This window comes from Aeromonas sp. BIGb0405, from assembly GCF_024807335.1.
In the GTDB taxonomy this organism is placed as follows: Bacteria; Pseudomonadota; Gammaproteobacteria; order Enterobacterales; family Aeromonadaceae; genus Aeromonas; species Aeromonas rivuli.
Map to the genome: position 1 here is coordinate 18,904 of NZ_JANUEP010000001.1, position 14,991 is coordinate 33,894.

The window sequence follows — 14,991 nt, forward strand, 5'->3', positions numbered from 1 at the left end:
GGAGCGCGCAATATAACGGATGAAGGCCGGTGACGGCCAGCCCCCGTCCCCTTCGCCGCATCTGGCGACAAGATCGGGCAGCAAGGGGCAACAGCCGACGGGCAAGGCATATCGCGGGCTGACTATTTATGAGGGGTCGACTCTGTGGTTTAATGACGCCCGCGGCCTGGCCGCCCCTTATCAGCCATCAACCGGAACTCATATGTCCACACCCTTGCAGCACAGCGTCGAAACCCTGCTCAATACCGCCCTCGAACTCTTTATGGAGCTCGCCTCAGACAACCTGCCCGAGCACGAGATAGCCCTGTTCAACCAGGCCTACAACGATCGTGGCCTGCTGGCCGAAGCCGAACCGGGTGATGACTGGGATGCGGATGTGGGTTTTGAGGTGACGGATGCCGACTACGCCGAGATCTGGGTCGGCCTGGAAAATAGCGAGCAAGAGGTCGAGCACCTGTTCGCCCGCATGCTGATTGCCCGTGCCGTGGACGAGAAATTCTGCCACATCGAGTGGTTGCCCGACTAACCATGCCGGTCGCCCCTCTCCGTTGCCGGTGCCATGCCGAGCTGACACCATGCTGAGCTGGCTGTGGCGCATTCTGGTCGGCGCGCTGCTGCTGTCGGTGGTGATGGTCGCGCTGCTGCGCTTCATCGATCCCCCCATCTGGAGCTGGCGCATCGAACGGGCCATCTCCCCCCCGGCCCCCATCAAGCAGGTGGAACATGACTGGGTGGCGCTCGATGCCATCTCGCCCCAGTTGCAACTGGCGGTGGTGGCGGCCGAGGATCAGCACTTCCCGGATCACAACGGTTTCGACATGGCGGCCATCAGCTCGGCCTGGCAACACAACGAACAGGGGGGGCGGGTGCGCGGCGCCAGCACCCTCAGCCAGCAGACCGCCAAAAATCTCTTCATGTGGAGCGATCGCAGCTTTGTGCGCAAGGGGGGAGAGGCCTGGTTCACCCTCCTGATGGAGCTGGGCTGGAACAAGTCCCGGATCCTCGAGGTCTATCTCAACATCGTCGAGTTCGGCCCCGGCATCTATGGCGCCGAGGCGGCGGCCCGTCACTACTTCCATAAACCTGCGGCAAGACTGACTCGCTATGAGGCATCCCTGCTGGCGGCGGCCCTGCCCAATCCCTGGCGCTACCGCGTCTCGCCCCCCTCCCCTTATGTGGCCAAGCGGGCGGCCTGGATCCGGCGCCAGATGGGCCAGTTGGGCCAAGTAACCCTCAATCGGATACACGGGATAGAGTAGAACCGATGGTCAGCTGCCCGAGCTGATGCCGGGCGGCATCAGCTCTTCGCTTCTTGCCCAGGTGTCCCCAAGGCAGGGGGGCCCAGATGACCACCCACTGTATCCTGATGCAGAGGCAGATAGTGCCACCACCAGGTCTCCCGCCTGCGCCGAATTTGCAACCGCTGCCCTCGTCGCTTCATCATGACTCTCCTGAAGGTCTGGACGCTCGACCCACTCTCGCCCATCCCGGTCATCCCGGTCATCCCGGTCATCCCGGTCATCCCGGTCATCAGCATAGTGCCCTGCACAGGGGTGGGCCAGCACAGGGCCCGCTGGCTGCCGACGCCAATCCTTGTTACAGTATCGCGTCTCAAGCATCTGGAGTGATTTCATGGAACAACGTACCCCGGATCAGCTGGTCGAATGGGCCTATGATCAGTTTCTCGAACAGGCCGCCGACATGCTGGCGCCCGAACAGATCGTCGACATTACCCTGGAGTTCGAACAGCGCGGCGCCGTGGAGGCGACCCTGCCCAATGCCGACTGGTCACGGGAACTGGGAGTGCCCGTGGATCTGGAGCGTTGGGCCGAGGTATGGATAGGCCTGCTCGATCATCAAGAGGAGTTCGAGGTGATCTACGCCAGCTACCTGCTGCCCCGCCAGCAGGGTGACGATGAGGTTCATGTCCGCTGGTTTCGCCACGAACAGGCCTGATGCCTGACCTTGACGGTTCGCCAGCATAGCCCCGCACCGTCAGACTGGCACGGGGATCTGCGAAGATGACGATCGAAGAAGGGCGCCTTGCGGCGCCCTTCTTTCGTTGACAACTGACTCACCCGGGAAGGCTCAGGCCAACGCCTCGACATGGAGCGCCTTGCCCAGGCAAGCCTGGCACCAGCAGGCAGGCGCATCGCTCATGGGCAGAGCCGGTAACTGGCTGCACCAGCACTCACCGATCTCCTTGCCCGCCGAGACGGCGCAGTAGGCAGGCTCGCCACAGCCGGGGCAGACATGGGTCGAAGCCGGATCAACAGACTCAGGTTGTTCGAGCTCCGGTATCACGGCCACCACTGGGCTCGGCGAGGCAAGCGTCCTGGCCGTCAGGGTCGCCATGATGGCAAGCTGCTCGGCCTCAGTCATGGAGGACCAGCGCCCGATCTCGCTCAAGGTGCGGCCACAGCCCAGACAGCGATCGTCCCTGGCTTCACAGCGCTGGACGCAGGGGCTCGCCATCTCAGTCCTGCTCGCCCTGAACCGTCTCATCCTGCGCCGCGGGGGTGGCAACCAGACGAATGCAGTGTGGCTCAATCACGATCAGGCCCTGCTTGTAGAGGCCGCCGATGGCTTTCTTGAAAGTACCCTTGCTCATGGCCAGCTGCTTGGAGATGAGTTCCGGCTCGCTCTTGTCCCCCAGCGCCAGCTCGCCGCCCTGCTTGCGCAGACGCGTCATGATGATGCCGCCCGCATCGTCCATCCGCTCGCCAATGTCCGGCTTTTGCAGAGTCAGATCCAGCTTGCCATCGGCCCGTACCTGCTTGACCCAGGCCGTCTGGGGACGACCTGTCATCACGCGGCCAAACACCTCGTTCTTGAACAGCATGCCGGGGTAGCGATCGTTGACCACCACCTTGATACCAAGGGGAGTGTGCTCACCGGGCAGGGCCGTCACCTGATCCCCCACCCTGAAGGGCGGCTGCTCCTGGGCAAGGAAACGCTCGATGCGGCTGGTGCCCACCATGCGCCCTTCGTTGTCGAGCATCAGATAGACCAGATAGACGTGGCCGACCTGCATCGGCTTGTTCTGCTCCCGGGTCGGCACGAACAAGTCTTTCTTCATGCCCCACTCCAGGAAGGCACCAATCTTGTTGGCGTTGACCACCTTGAGACCGGCCAGCTGGCCCACCATGGCGAACGGCTTGTCGGTGGTGATCACCGGCTCGCAATCTGCATCCAGATAGAGGAAGACGGCAACCTCATCACCCTCGGCAACCCCGTCAGGCAATTGACGCTTGGGCAGCAGCAGCTCACCGTACTCTTCACCGGCGGCAAGCCAGGCGCCCCTGTCTTCGAGTTCGATCACTGTGAGGTTGTTCATCTTGCCAATCTGTATCATGGTGCTCTCTTGTCTCTTTAGTTCACGGACAGTCTGTCCCCGGACTGCGCCCGGATGGGCGCGCATATTACCGCAAAGGGCTGGCCTGGGCCTAGTCTCTTGCAGAGATATGGGGTGACATTTGCCACTCTCAAGCACGGTTTTTGGTCGAGACAGCTTCGGATTTCGTCCCGAAGGCACTCGCAGGATTGCTGATAATAGCAGCTGTTCGCCGCCGTTTACTGCATTCTTCTCCATTTTTGGCTAGACTACGCCGCCATTTATGCCGTGTCACCGTGCCTGGTACAGATGCCATCCATCGAGAGAGGAGCCCTGATGACCCCCGCCAATCGAACCCGCCTGCTCAATAGCTGGTTGCAGCAGCAAAGTGGTGACGACATGAGCTATCCCGCGCTGCACGGTTTTCTCTGTGCCCGCCTCACAGGCCCCCAGCAGCCAGACTGGCAGACGCCGCTCCAGGGGTTGCTGGCCCAGGGCCGCACGGCAACCCTCGATGAGAAGAGCGAGCTTGCCCTTGCTCACCTCATCGAGGAGCTCCAGGTCCAGGCCGACGCGGGAGCGCTCTCCTTGCCCAGCCAATGTCGTCTGTCAAATGATCGGCCCGAACAGGTATTCGAGACCAGCCACCCCCTGGGTCAATGGAGCTACGGCTTCAGCCAGGGGCTGGCCTGCTGGCCCACCCCCGCCAATCTCAATGATCCCGTCACCCAGCGCCGCCTGCGCCTGGCCGCCGAGCTCAGCCTGTTTCGGGACCTCTCCTTGGCGCGCATGTTGCACCAGGCGGCAGCGAGCGAGCTGCCCTTCCTCGATTTCTGCAAGCGCCAGCGCCAGCAGATGAAGGGTGCGCTCAATGGCTTGCTGGAGGCCCACCAATGGTCCCTGCCTCAAGAAGAACCACACACCCCGGCCAGCGAACAGGCCAAGCAGTGGCAGAGCTGGTTCGAGCAAGCCAACGCCTGCCGCTCGCCTCAGGCGCGACTGGTCTGGTTCGAGCGCATCATTCAGGATGCCGAGCCGCGCTTTGATGACCCATTCTGGCAAGGGCTGGAGGGGCACGGCTGGGTGGCCCAGGAGGCGCGCCCTCTGCTCGCCGCCTGGGCGGGACGAGCCGATTGCCTGTTCGAGCTGGGGTTGCTGCCCCAGGCCCGCCGCGAGTATGAAGCCTTGCTGGCGCGCTGCCGTCTGGATGAACCCGGTTGCCGCTATCCCCTGGCGAGCCTCTATGCCATGACGGCAGAGTGGCACGCCCTCGAGGCGTTGCTGACCCGCTTCGATGAGGCCTCCTGCGCCCTGCTCTACAGTCAGGCCCTGATGTGGTTTGCTCGCAAAGAGCCAGACCAGGCGAAGAAGAGCCTGGCCCGGGCGCTGGCCAGCAATGCCCATGTGCCAGCCTACCTGCTCGGCCAGCGCAAACTGCCCAAGCAGGCGCCTCACTATTGGCAGAGCGGGAGCCGGGACGAGGCCGCCAGCTATGCCCTGCAGGGACGCACCGCCTGGTTGGCAGAGGGAGCACTGCTCTGGCTACGGGCGCAGGCAAAATAAGGCAAAGTGCCAGGCGAAGCTGGGAGATAGGGCTAATCTGACAGGGCGTGGATGGTCATTTGGAACGCATTTTTGCACCTTTTGCCTGCTGCGCCGTGCGCCAGTGCACAATTCTCGGGCCCTTTTTCAGACAAAGGCTCCTGAGTTACGTATCATCAAAGTATCAAGAGAAACTGCATCCGATGCAGTGATAACAGCAGGAGTTCACATGCAAAAACTCATCGGTCTGCTTGCGCACTATCCCCCTTACCAGCTGGTGCACGCCGCCGAAATGGTGCGGGAGACCTTCGAGCAGTTCTATCAGGCCCGCTACCAGCTGACCGTGCCCCAGTGGCGCCTGATGATGGTGCTTGGCCCCAACTACCCCATCAGCCAGAAAGAGTTGGTGGAAGCCAGCGGCATGGACAAGGTGCGCATCTCCCGGGAGATCCATCGCCTCAGTGAGAAGGGCATACTCCAAGCCCAGAGCAGCGAACAGGACAAGCGGGTCAGCCTGGTCTCCCTCACCGAGCAGGGCGAAACCCTGTTCTCCCAGCTCAAGAGCGAGGCGAGCAGTTGGCAGCATACCCTGACCGACTATCTGCCAAGCGAGGCGCGCCAAAGCATACGCCAGCATCTGCAGAGCGTGAACGAGGCCATGGAGCAGCTGCACAAGCTCGACGAGGAGCAGCAACCATGAATCTGCAACGCTTCAATACCATGGACGTCAACATGCTGCTGAGTCTGGTCAATATGCAGCTGCGGGATCACTACGCTGATCTGGACGATCTGTGCCGGGCCCAGGATATCGACAGAGCTGCCCTCGAGGCCCGTCTCGCCAGTGGCGATTTTCACTATCAGGCCCAACAGCAGCAGTTTCGCTAAGGCAACGGAGTAGAGCCCGGGCAAACGGCTCCGATGAAGGCCTCAGATAGCCCCAAGATACCGGCGCCAGGCGCCCCATCCCGTCGCTTGCGATCTGCAACCATCCCTGAATCCCGTCCATCGCAGAGCAGGCCGCCATCCGCAGCCCCCTCGGCAAAGGGGGGATAGCCCCATCATCGGCGGATCCGATCTCATCTCAACCGAGATCGGGATCACAGCGCGACGCCCCCGTCGATCCCGGCCGAAAAAAACTGCTAGGATAAGATTCCCTCCCCATAGAGAAGTGCCTGATCAGCACCTTGATATGAGGGCGGGACGCCACACAGCCTGGTGCACGGATGCATCAAACTGTCATCTGCGGCGATTACTCTCTCGCACAACCCACAAGGAGGTACCCATGATCCCAACCCGACAGACCAGCTTGATCACCCTCTGCGCCCTGCTGATGATCAGCCTGTTCACCCCGACCCTGCCCGGCAATGCCGAACAGTGGTTAAGCCTGGTGCTCATTGGCTCGCTGGTTGTGGTCCTGCTGCTGGTTCTGGGCGGCTGTCGCCGCTTCATCCTGGAGTAGTCCAAGCCTGATGCCCGGATCATCGAAACAAAAAACGCAGCCGAGGCTGCGTTTTTTGTTGGGAGCAGGTTGCGCCGTTTAGCTCAACCCTCAGTAGGCCAATGCCTCAAACTGGGTCTTGGCGGTTTCAATGCCCTTGGCTTGTGCTTCCGGGCCCATGCCCATGCCTTCGGCGTAGATGAAGTCCACCTCGTTGATACCGATGAAGCCGAGCACGGTACGCATGTAGGGGGTGACCAGATCGGTGGGGTTACCCAGGTGCAAACCGCCACGGGGGCTGACTACCAGGGCGCGGGTGCTGTCGACCAGGCCGACCGGACCGGTTTCGGTGTAACGGAAGGTGACGCCGGCACGGGCAATCAAGTCAATCCAGTTTTTCAGCTGGGTCGGGATGTTGAAGTTGTACATGGGGGCCGCGATGATCACCAGATCGCTCGCCTTGAGCTCGGCCACCAGCTCGTCGGACTGGGCCAGCACGGCCAGTTGACGCTCATTGAGGTTTTCGCCGCCGCGCAGACCCATGGCCAGCTCGCCATCCAGCACCGGCAGATCCAGGGCCGCCAGATCACGCACCTGCACCTTGTCTCCCTGACGCTCGGCCAGATAGCCGTCGATAAGGGCATTGGATTGTGAGTATTGACCCAGGATGCTGGATTTGAGTACGAGGATATTCGCCATGGTAATGCTCCATTTGATTGTCAGTTGGACAGCAGGACTGTCGATAGGGTTACTATAAACACTGCGTTTCCGGCCTGATAGCGAAAATAGATGCTCAACTCATTCAAAAAATTTGACGATAGCTCGTTCTATCAACCCTAAGGAGTGCGGCCAATGGCCCTGCCCTTGGCAGGACAAACGATTGCCGTTATGATCCGCCGCACTTTTTTCAGCGACCCGGATCCCATGGAACCCTCCCGCAACCACGCCCCCTTTGCCGGTGCCATCTGGATGATGGTGGCAGGCCTCTGCTTCGCCGCCGTCAACAGCCTCAGTCAATATGTCAGCTTCAAACTGGACCTCCCCTCGACCCAGGTTGCCTTCCATCAATATCTGATAGCCCTGGTCTGCCTGCTGCCCTGGCTCATCCGCCACGGCCTGCGCCAATCCCTGCTGACCAACCAGTTCCGCCTGCACCTGCTGCGGGTCGCCCTGGCAGTCATCGGCATCCAGTTCTGGCTCTGGGCGCTGGCGGTGCCCGTGCCCATCTGGCAGGGCATAGCGCTGTTGATGACCTCCCCCCTGTTTGCCACTCTGGGCTCGGCCCTGCTGCTCAAGGAGCAGGTGAGCCGGGCGCGCATCCTGGCCACCCTGGCGGGCTTCGTCGGCGCCATGCTGATATTGGCGCCCTGGACCGATGATTTCAGCTGGGCCTCCCTGCTGCCAGTGGCGGCCGCCCTGTTCTGGGCCGGTTACTCCCTGCTGGTGCGCTATCAGGCGGCGAGCGAATCGTCCCACACCATAGTGGTCTACCTGCTCATCTTCAGCACCCCCTTCAACGCCATGCTGGCCCTGCCCCAATGGCAGTGGCCGAGCGAAACCCAGTGGCTGCTGGTCGCCGTCTCTGGCGTGTTGTCTGCCCTGGCCCAGATGTCCATCGCCCGGGCCTACAGCGTGGCCGAGGCCTCCTTCGTACAACCCTTTGACTTTGCCAAGCTGCCCATGAACGTGCTGGCGGGCTGGCTGGTGTTTGGCTGGGCGCCTCCCGGCCGATTGTGGCTCGGCGCCGCCATCATCATAGGCGCCATCACGCTGCTGACTCATCTGGAGCAGCGCGCCCACAAATCCGTTTCCTGAGGTACGCCATGCGTGCCTCTTTTTTTACTCACTCGGGTCAGCAACCCTGACCATGGACATCAGGAGAGATCAGATGTTTGGAACCGCCACCCGCCCCGGCGCCACCCGTGCCCTGCTGCTCGGCTCAGGCGAACTCGGCAAGGAAGTCGCCATCGAGCTGCAACGCCTTGGCATAGAAGTGATCGCCGCCGATCGCTACCCCAATGCCCCCGCCATGCAGGTCGCCCACGCCGCCCAGGTGCTGGACATGCTCGATGGGGCCGCCCTGCGCGCCCTGGTGGCCGAGGTCAAGCCCGACCTCATCATCCCCGAGATTGAAGCCATCGCCACCGATACCCTGGCAGAGCTTGAGCAGGAAGGGGTCAGGGTCGTGCCCAACGCCCGCGCCACCCAGCTCACCATGAACCGGGAGGGGATCCGCCGGCTCGCCGCCGAAGAGCTCGGTCTGCCCACCTCCTCCTACCGCTTCGCCCAGAGCAAGGAGGAGTTCATCGCCGCCGTCGAGGCCATAGGCCTGCCCTGCGTGGTGAAACCCGTGATGAGCTCGTCCGGCAAGGGCCAGAGCCTGCTGCGCGACCTCACCCTGCTCGATGAGAGCTGGCTCTATGCCCAGGAGGGGGGCCGCGCCGGCCGTGGCAAGGTGATAGTCGAAGGCTTCGTCCCCTTCGAGTACGAGATAACCTTGCTCACCGTGCGCGCCGTGGACGGCATCCACTTCTGCGATCCCATAGGCCATCGTCAGGAAGACGGTGACTACCGCGAATCCTGGCAGCCCCAGGCGATGAGCGAGCTGGCGCTGGCCCGCGCCAAGGAGGTCGCCGCCAAGGTGGTCGAGGCCTTGGGTGGCCATGGCCTGTTCGGGGTGGAGCTTTTCATCAAGGGTGACGAGGTGTGGTTCAGCGAGGTCTCTCCCCGCCCTCACGACACCGGCATGGTGACCCTGATCTCCCAGGATCTCTCTGAGTTCGCCCTGCACGTGCGCGCCATCCTAGGGCTGCCGGTCGGCACCATCACCCAGTTCGGGCCGAGTGCCTCCGCCGTGGTGCTGCGCGATGGCCACAGCCAGAACATCCGCTATCAGGGGGTTGCCGAGGCGCTGGCCCTGGTGCCGGGCGCCCAGTTACGTCTCTTTGGCAAGCCCGAGATCGCCGGTCACCGTCGTCTCGGGGTGGCGCTGGCCCGTGGGCAAGAGTGCGAAGAGGCGGTGGAAAAGGCCAAGGCGGTCGCCGCCCGGGTCGAGGTGCTCCTCTAGAGCGCATTCTTTGCCGCGTAAAAACAAACGTTTATCTGCGTGATCCGACGCAAGGGGCGGGCTTCTGCCCCTTTTCCATTGAGTCGCCGGGCTTATAATCCCCCCTTCACCTATGTCAGGAGTACAAGATGTTAACTGCCGTGATCTTCGATATGGATGGTGTTCTGATCGACTCGGAACCCTTTTGGCAACGGGCCCAGATGGCCGTCTTCTCCGAGCTGGGCCACTTCCACACCGAGGAGGACTGCAACTCCACCATAGGGGTGCGCATCGATCAGCTGGTGGCCCACTGGTATCGCCTGCGTCCCTGGAGCGGCCCGACCCAGGAAGAGGTGGTGCAGCGCATCCTGGATCAGGTGATAGCACTCATCCTGCAGGAAGGTCAGGCCAAGGAGGGGGTGCTGGCGGCACTGACCCTGATCGAGGCGCAGGGGCTCAAGATAGGACTGGCCACCTCCTCCCCCTTCAACATGGTGGAGGCTGTGCTCGGCAAGCTCGGCATCCAGGATCGCTTCATGGCGGTCCACTCCGCCGAGGTGGAGCGCTTCGGCAAGCCCCACCCGGACGTCTATATCCACGCTGCCGAGAAGCTGGGCGTCGAACCTGTGCACTGTCTGGCCATCGAGGACAGCTTCACCGGCCTGCTGGCAGCCAAGGCGGCGTCCATGCAGGCGCTGATTGTGCCCGATCCTGCGTTGATCAATGACCCTCGTCTCGCCATCGCCGATCACAGACTCGACTGCCTGAGTGAGCTCGATGCCGGGCAGCTGGCCTGCTGGGTCGCTGGCAAATAGAGATCCTACGCCGTGCAGGCACTGGCTGCACGGCGCTATTCATTGCACTCCCACTGCAATCCGCTCCTTCTTCTCCCTGCATCCCACGCCACGCCCCCCACCACAAGTTCCCTTTATGCGCGGGATCCCAGTCTGCGGGCGGCCCACTGACTAGACTCTAGGCGTTGGCCATTCACTCTTGGCCTTAGGGAGATCACCATGATCGACTACATCAACAAACGGATCGTCTGCCCCCATTGCGGCCACCATACCCAAGTGGCGCTGGATGCCAGCCAGGGGGATCAGGAGTTCTATGAAGACTGCATGGCCTGCTGCAATCCCATCCACCTGCGTCTGCACCGGGACGAGGCGCGGGATAGATTGCAGCTGTTTGTGGATGCGGATGACGAACAGCTGTTCTGAGCCTCGACGACTCATCCTGCCAGCCATGACGGCCCTCCTGAACCTGGCCGCAGATAAACAGAGCCCGCATGATGCGGGCTCTGTTTATCTGGCCTTGGCGACCGGCAACTCATCCAGGATCAGGACGGGCGCTGTGCCAGCACCCGTTCGACGGTGTCGACGATGGCCTGGGTCTGGGGATCGATCTCGATGTTGGTCTGCCAGCCCGCCTTGACCCAGCCGAGGTTGGTGCGGGCCAGGGTCTCGGGGATAAGGTTGACGCAGAACTCATTGCCGCGCACCTCGCCCAGGGTCAGGCTGATGCCGTCAATGCCGATATAGCCCTTGGTCAGCACGTATTTCATGAGCGCGGGGGCTAGGCGGTACCAGACCTGGCGATTGTTCGGGCTGTCGATGACGGCGCTCACCTCGGCCGTGCCCATGATGTGGCCGGACATGGCATGGCCGCCAATCTCGTCGCCAAAACGGGCGGCCCGCTCCACATTGACCTTGTCCCCTGCCGCAAGTGCGCCGAGGTTGGTGAGGCGCAGGGTCTCCTGCATCAGATCGAAGCTGACCAGCTCCCCCTCGATGCGGGTCACGGTCAGACAACAACCGTTGTGAGCCACCGAGGCCCCCAATGCCAATCCCTCGCCCCAAGCCGGGCTCGGCATGCGGATCACGTGGGTGCGAAAGTTGGGCAGCTCTTCGATGGCCACCAGTTCGGCGGTCCCCTGCACTATGCCGGTGAACATGTCTCGTCTCCTGCTACGACAAAGGAGGCAGGTTAACCTCGCTCCGCCCTGCAAACAAGGGCACCGGCTGACAAGCCAGCCCCTGCTCGCTATAGTGGCGAGGTGCTCACTCAGGCTACCAAGGAGTAAATAATGCAGGTGTATCAATGTTGTGAAGCTATTCGCATCGCCTATAACCAGATTGGATCCGGGGATCAGGGCTATGTCCCTCAGGCGATCGCCGCCAGCATCCGTGCCCTGGATGCGGTGGCCCGGGATGAACGGGTACCCGCCGAATTGCGCCAGCAGGCCGCCTACGCCGCCGCCAACCTGTTGATCAGCGATCACGAAGACGCCTGATCCCGCCAGCGCTCCCCTGTGATGGCACAGGGGAAGCTCTCATCCGCCGAGCCCGCGCCAGCGCTCCCCTGTGATGACGCAGGGGAAGCTCTCATCCGCCGGGCCCGCCCCTCCTCTTCAATCTATCTTCGCGAGCCGCCAAGCAGATTACCCCATAGGGGGCAGAACCCACTCAATCGTTTCGCTTGACGGTCAGTTGCCGTTAGAATGACTCACTCGGTGCCCCGTTCTGGTGCACCGATCTTCTCGTTTGTTCCATCATGTCATGCCCAAGCTGTTCCCACCGGAGGTGTCAGTGCAACGTTATTGGTCCGAGGCGAGGCAACTCATTCGTCTTGCCAGTCCTATTCTGGTGGCGCAAGTTGCGCAAATTGCCATGAACTTCGTCGATACCGTGATGGCCGGTCAGGTCAGTGCGGTCGATCTCGCCGCCGTGTCGGTCGCCTCCAGCTTCTGGCTGCCGGTGATCCTGCTGGTGCAGGGCATCATCATGGCGCTCACCCCCATCGTCTCCCAGCTCAATGGTGCCCGTAAGCGGAATGAAGTTCGCCCGGCCGTGCACCAGGCGTTCTGGCTCGCCCTGATGGTGACCCCGATAGCGATGCTGGCACTCTATGTCAGCCCGCTGGCACTGGAGTACATGAAGGTGGATCCCGTCATGGCGGCCAAGACCGCCGGTTATCTGCATGCCATTCTCTGGGGTCTGCCTGCCTTCGTGATGTTCCAGGTGCTGCGCAACTTCAGTGAGGGGCTCTCCCATACGGTGCCCACCATGGTGATCGGCTTCGTGGGGCTGGCAGTCAACATCCCGGCCAACTACATCTTCATCCACGGTCACTTCGGCATGCCCAAGCTCGGCGGTGTCGGCTGCGGGGTGGCCACCGCCATCGTGCTCTGGGCCATGCTGCTGGCCATGATCCTCTATGTGAAGTTCTCCAGCCATTTTCGGAGCATTGCGCTGTTTGCCAATCTCTGCCGCCCCAATGGCAGCCGGATCTGGCGCCTGTTCCGCTTAGGCTTCCCCATCGCCATGGCCATCTTCTGCGAGGTGACCCTGTTTACCGTGGTGGCCCTGATGTTGGCGCCTTTTGGCGCCGAAATAGTGGCCAGCCACCAGATTGCCCTCAACTTCTCCAGCCTGGTGTTTATGTTGCCCTTATCGATTGGAGTAGGCGTGACCATCAGGGTCGGCCACAGCATCGGAGAAGGGCTGCCGGATCACGCCCGGGTTGCGGCCCGCACCGGCCTGATGCTGGGCATCACTGTCGCCGCGGGCACCGCCGCCCTGACGGTGCTGTTGCGCGAGCAGATTGCCGCCATCTACACCGAGGATCCCAAGGTGATCACCCTGGCGGCCCTGCTGCTGTTCTTCGCCGCCATCTATCAGATCTCGGACTCGGTACAGGTGATTGCCGCCGCCGCCCTGCGCGGTTACAAGGATACTCAAGCCATTTTCTACATCACCATAGTGGCCTATTGGGGTCTGGGACTGCCCAGCGGCATGATACTGGGGCTCACCGACTGGGTGGTGCCGCGCATGGGGCCACAGGGCTTCTGGGTCGGCTTTATCGTCGGCCTGACCGGTGCGGCCCTGATGCTGGGTGCCAGGCTCAGGGTGATTTATGGCCGCTTTGCCACTCCTCGCGCCTCCTGAGCCTCCTGGTGGCGGCTTGCTGCTTTCGCTGTCTGATGGCAGGTTTTTTGGACGGCTCGCCTGCAAAATCAACAGGCTGCGCAAGAACTGGGCAAACAGTCCCCTTTGTGCATAGCGGCTGTTGACAGCCTTGGGGGCCATGGGTAGTATGCCGTCCACGTCAGCACAGCTGGCGTGATGAAGTGGGTTCGTTGCTCAGTTGGTCAGAGCAATGCCATGATGTGATGCAGATCGTGTCCCTGGTGCGAATTCATCTCTTCGAGTGGGTTTATAGCTCAGTTGGTTAGAGCACTACCTTGACATGGTAGGGGTCGTTGGTTCGAATCCAATTAAACCCACCACTTTCTGATATGCGATGCGTCCTTAGCTCAGCTGGTTAGAGCACCACCTTGACATGGTGGGGGTCGGTGGTTCGAATCCACTAGGACGCACCATCAGCACAGAATTTTTGCGTCCTTAGCTCAGCTGGTTAGAGCACCACCTTGACATGGTGGGGGTCGGTGGTTCGAATCCACTAGGACGCACCATATTACTGCGATAGCAGCCGTGGGTTTATAGCTCAGTTGGTTAGAGCACTACCTTGACATGGTAGGGGTCGTTGGTTCGAATCCAATTAAACCCACCACATTTTGATATTCATGCGTCCTTAGCTCAGCTGGTTAGAGCACCACCTTGACATGGTGGGGGTCGGTGGTTCGAATCCACTAGGACGCACCATGATTTATCGCAAATATCCCGCCTTGTGCGGGATTTTTGCGTTCTGCTCCCCTCCTCCGCCATCACGGCAGCGCCCTTGACGCCTCGGGGAGCGCACCTTATTGTCCCTTGTCATCAGGCTGACATCTGAATGTCATCCAATGAGACCGCCAGGGGAACACGACCCCTTCGGCTCTTCCGCTTTTGTCTTCCTTGCCTTCATCACAGGATCAGCCATGCAAAGCCCGGCTCTTCATTATCAGATCATCAGTCAATCCATCGAGCAAGAGATCCTGGCCGGTCGCATCCAGGCCCAGGGCAAGCTGCCCGCAGAGCGTCAGCTGGCACAGACCTTCGCCACGACTCGAGTCACCCTGCGCGAGGCGCTGGCACTGCTCGAGGGCAAGGGGCTCATCTATCGGGAGAATCGCCGCGGCTGGTATGTGTCCCCTCCCAGGTTGCGCTACAACCCGACCGAGCGGGCCAGCTTCAACGAGCTGGTCACAGCCCAGGGGCGCCTGGGTCATACCCGGCTGCTCAGCTGCCAGCTCGCCTACCCGGCTCCCGAGGCGGCCCAGACCATGGGGTTGCCCGCCTTTACCAAGAGTTGGAACCTGCAGCGGTTGCGCAGCCTGGATGGGCGCATCGTGCTGCTCGAGGAGAACCATATCTGCGTCAGCTGCTGCCCGGATCTTGCTCGCCACGATCTGAGCCAATCCCTGACCCGCTTGTTCGAGGAGCACTACCAGCTCTACCTGGCGCGTACCCAGATCCAGTTCTACCCCATCATCCTGGAGGGGGAGCGCGCCAGCTTGCTCGGCCTCACCCCTGGCTCCTCCGCCCTCTTCATCCGTCGTCTCAACTTCGATGAGGCTGGCCGTCTCTATGAACTCGATCACGAATACTGGCGCCATGACGCCCTGGCCATCGAGCTGGAACGAGTCAACTCGCCCCTCGTCCAAAACCCCTGAGCGCAACCGTCGCCTTATTC

At 61.7% G+C, this 14,991-nt stretch carries 19 protein-coding genes and 5 tRNA genes; 20 read left to right on the forward strand and 4 right to left on the reverse strand.

Annotated elements, in window-relative coordinates; genetic code table 11:
- Positions 1-202: 202 nt before the first annotated feature.
- The 4 genes from M2366_RS00120 (at position 203) to M2366_RS00135 (ending at position 1,956) form a co-directional block, all read left to right on the forward strand.
- Positions 203-526 carry an HI1450 family dsDNA-mimic protein gene (locus M2366_RS00120; RefSeq protein WP_042042350.1) on the forward strand — a complete coding sequence of 108 codons (324 nt, stop codon included), beginning with the start codon at positions 203-205 and terminating at the stop codon, positions 524-526.
- A gap of 49 nt (positions 527-575) precedes the next feature.
- Positions 576-1,259, forward strand: a complete 684-nt coding sequence (gene mtgA, locus M2366_RS00125; protein ID WP_224432815.1) for a monofunctional biosynthetic peptidoglycan transglycosylase — start codon at positions 576-578, stop codon at positions 1,257-1,259.
- A 183-nt stretch (positions 1,260-1,442) separates the two neighbouring features.
- Complete coding sequence (locus M2366_RS00130; RefSeq protein ID WP_259268661.1) at positions 1,443-1,628, forward strand: hypothetical protein; 186 nt, start codon at positions 1,443-1,445, stop codon at positions 1,626-1,628.
- Between the two features lie 4 nt (positions 1,629-1,632).
- Positions 1,633-1,956: an HI1450 family dsDNA-mimic protein gene (locus tag M2366_RS00135; protein WP_042042348.1), complete on the forward strand. Its 324-nt coding sequence runs from the start codon at positions 1,633-1,635 to the stop codon at positions 1,954-1,956.
- Positions 1,957-2,088: 132 nt separating this feature from the next.
- Here M2366_RS00135 and M2366_RS00140 read toward each other — a convergent pair whose 3' ends face one another.
- Both M2366_RS00140 and M2366_RS00145 read right to left on the reverse strand, forming a co-directional pair.
- Entirely contained in the window at positions 2,089-2,475 is a 387-nt protein-coding gene (locus tag M2366_RS00140; RefSeq protein ID WP_259268662.1) for a DUF1289 domain-containing protein, read from the reverse strand.
- Position 2,476: 1 nt separating this feature from the next.
- A complete protein-coding gene (locus M2366_RS00145) occupies positions 2,477-3,421 on the reverse strand; it encodes a S1-like domain-containing RNA-binding protein (protein ID WP_310508845.1) in 945 nt (314 codons plus the stop codon).
- 249 nt (positions 3,422-3,670) lie between these two features.
- Here M2366_RS00145 and M2366_RS00150 point away from each other — a divergent pair, with 249 nt between their 5' ends.
- The 4 genes from M2366_RS00150 (at position 3,671) to M2366_RS00165 (ending at position 6,335) form a co-directional block, all read left to right on the forward strand.
- Positions 3,671-4,897 carry a YecA family protein gene (locus M2366_RS00150; RefSeq protein ID WP_259268664.1) on the forward strand — a complete coding sequence of 409 codons (1,227 nt, stop codon included), beginning with the start codon at positions 3,671-3,673 and terminating at the stop codon, positions 4,895-4,897.
- Between the two features lie 208 nt (positions 4,898-5,105).
- Entirely contained in the window at positions 5,106-5,576 is a 471-nt protein-coding gene (locus tag M2366_RS00155; protein ID WP_042042342.1) for a MarR family winged helix-turn-helix transcriptional regulator, read from the forward strand.
- Positions 5,573-5,761 (forward strand): DUF4250 domain-containing protein, encoded by a 189-nt coding sequence (locus M2366_RS00160; protein ID WP_042042341.1) that lies wholly within the window; start codon positions 5,573-5,575, stop codon positions 5,759-5,761. Before M2366_RS00155 ends, M2366_RS00160 begins: the two co-directional genes overlap by 4 nt.
- Before the next feature lie 397 nt (positions 5,762-6,158).
- Positions 6,159-6,335: a hypothetical protein gene (locus M2366_RS00165; protein WP_198135277.1), complete on the forward strand. Its 177-nt coding sequence runs from the start codon at positions 6,159-6,161 to the stop codon at positions 6,333-6,335.
- A 90-nt stretch (positions 6,336-6,425) separates the two neighbouring features.
- On the opposite strand, the gene M2366_RS00170 is transcribed toward M2366_RS00165, so the two are convergent.
- A complete protein-coding gene (locus tag M2366_RS00170; RefSeq protein ID WP_259268665.1) occupies positions 6,426-7,013 on the reverse strand; it encodes an FMN-dependent NADH-azoreductase in 588 nt (195 codons plus the stop codon).
- A gap of 225 nt (positions 7,014-7,238) precedes the next feature.
- Between M2366_RS00170 and M2366_RS00175 the strand changes: the two genes are divergently transcribed.
- From M2366_RS00175 to M2366_RS00190, 4 genes are all read left to right on the forward strand, one after another.
- The gene (locus M2366_RS00175) at positions 7,239-8,129 is read left to right on the forward strand and encodes a DMT family transporter (RefSeq protein ID WP_259269094.1); all 891 of its coding nucleotides are present in this window, start codon (positions 7,239-7,241) and stop codon (positions 8,127-8,129) included.
- Positions 8,130-8,202: 73 nt separating this feature from the next.
- The gene (purT, locus tag M2366_RS00180) at positions 8,203-9,381 is read left to right on the forward strand and encodes a formate-dependent phosphoribosylglycinamide formyltransferase (RefSeq protein ID WP_259268666.1); all 1,179 of its coding nucleotides are present in this window, start codon (positions 8,203-8,205) and stop codon (positions 9,379-9,381) included.
- Between the two features lie 128 nt (positions 9,382-9,509).
- Positions 9,510-10,175 carry a hexitol phosphatase HxpB gene (gene hxpB, locus M2366_RS00185; RefSeq protein ID WP_259268667.1) on the forward strand — a complete coding sequence of 222 codons (666 nt, stop codon included), beginning with the start codon at positions 9,510-9,512 and terminating at the stop codon, positions 10,173-10,175.
- 198 nt (positions 10,176-10,373) lie between these two features.
- Positions 10,374-10,577 (forward strand): CPXCG motif-containing cysteine-rich protein, encoded by a 204-nt coding sequence (locus M2366_RS00190; protein WP_042042337.1) that lies wholly within the window; start codon positions 10,374-10,376, stop codon positions 10,575-10,577.
- A gap of 119 nt (positions 10,578-10,696) precedes the next feature.
- Here M2366_RS00190 and M2366_RS00195 read toward each other — a convergent pair whose 3' ends face one another.
- A complete protein-coding gene (locus tag M2366_RS00195) occupies positions 10,697-11,311 on the reverse strand; it encodes a riboflavin synthase subunit alpha (protein WP_259268668.1) in 615 nt (204 codons plus the stop codon).
- A 132-nt stretch (positions 11,312-11,443) separates the two neighbouring features.
- Between M2366_RS00195 and M2366_RS00200 the strand changes: the two genes are divergently transcribed.
- From M2366_RS00200 to M2366_RS00235, 8 genes are all read left to right on the forward strand, one after another.
- Positions 11,444-11,650 (forward strand): YaeP family protein, encoded by a 207-nt coding sequence (locus tag M2366_RS00200; protein WP_005908580.1) that lies wholly within the window; start codon positions 11,444-11,446, stop codon positions 11,648-11,650.
- A gap of 295 nt (positions 11,651-11,945) precedes the next feature.
- Complete coding sequence (locus M2366_RS00205; RefSeq protein WP_042042504.1) at positions 11,946-13,304, forward strand: MATE family efflux transporter; 1,359 nt, start codon at positions 11,946-11,948, stop codon at positions 13,302-13,304.
- Between the two features lie 264 nt (positions 13,305-13,568).
- Positions 13,569-13,645 (forward strand) — tRNA-Val (locus tag M2366_RS00210).
- 16 nt (positions 13,646-13,661) lie between these two features.
- A tRNA-Val gene (locus tag M2366_RS00215) sits at positions 13,662-13,738 on the forward strand.
- 16 nt (positions 13,739-13,754) lie between these two features.
- Positions 13,755-13,831: transfer RNA gene (locus M2366_RS00220), tRNA-Val, on the forward strand.
- A gap of 21 nt (positions 13,832-13,852) precedes the next feature.
- Positions 13,853-13,929, forward strand: a tRNA-Val gene (locus M2366_RS00225).
- 15 nt (positions 13,930-13,944) lie between these two features.
- Positions 13,945-14,021 (forward strand) — tRNA-Val (locus tag M2366_RS00230).
- 215 nt (positions 14,022-14,236) lie between these two features.
- A complete protein-coding gene (locus M2366_RS00235) occupies positions 14,237-14,971 on the forward strand; it encodes a UTRA domain-containing protein (RefSeq protein ID WP_259268669.1) in 735 nt (244 codons plus the stop codon).
- Positions 14,972-14,991: the final 20 nt, after the last annotated feature.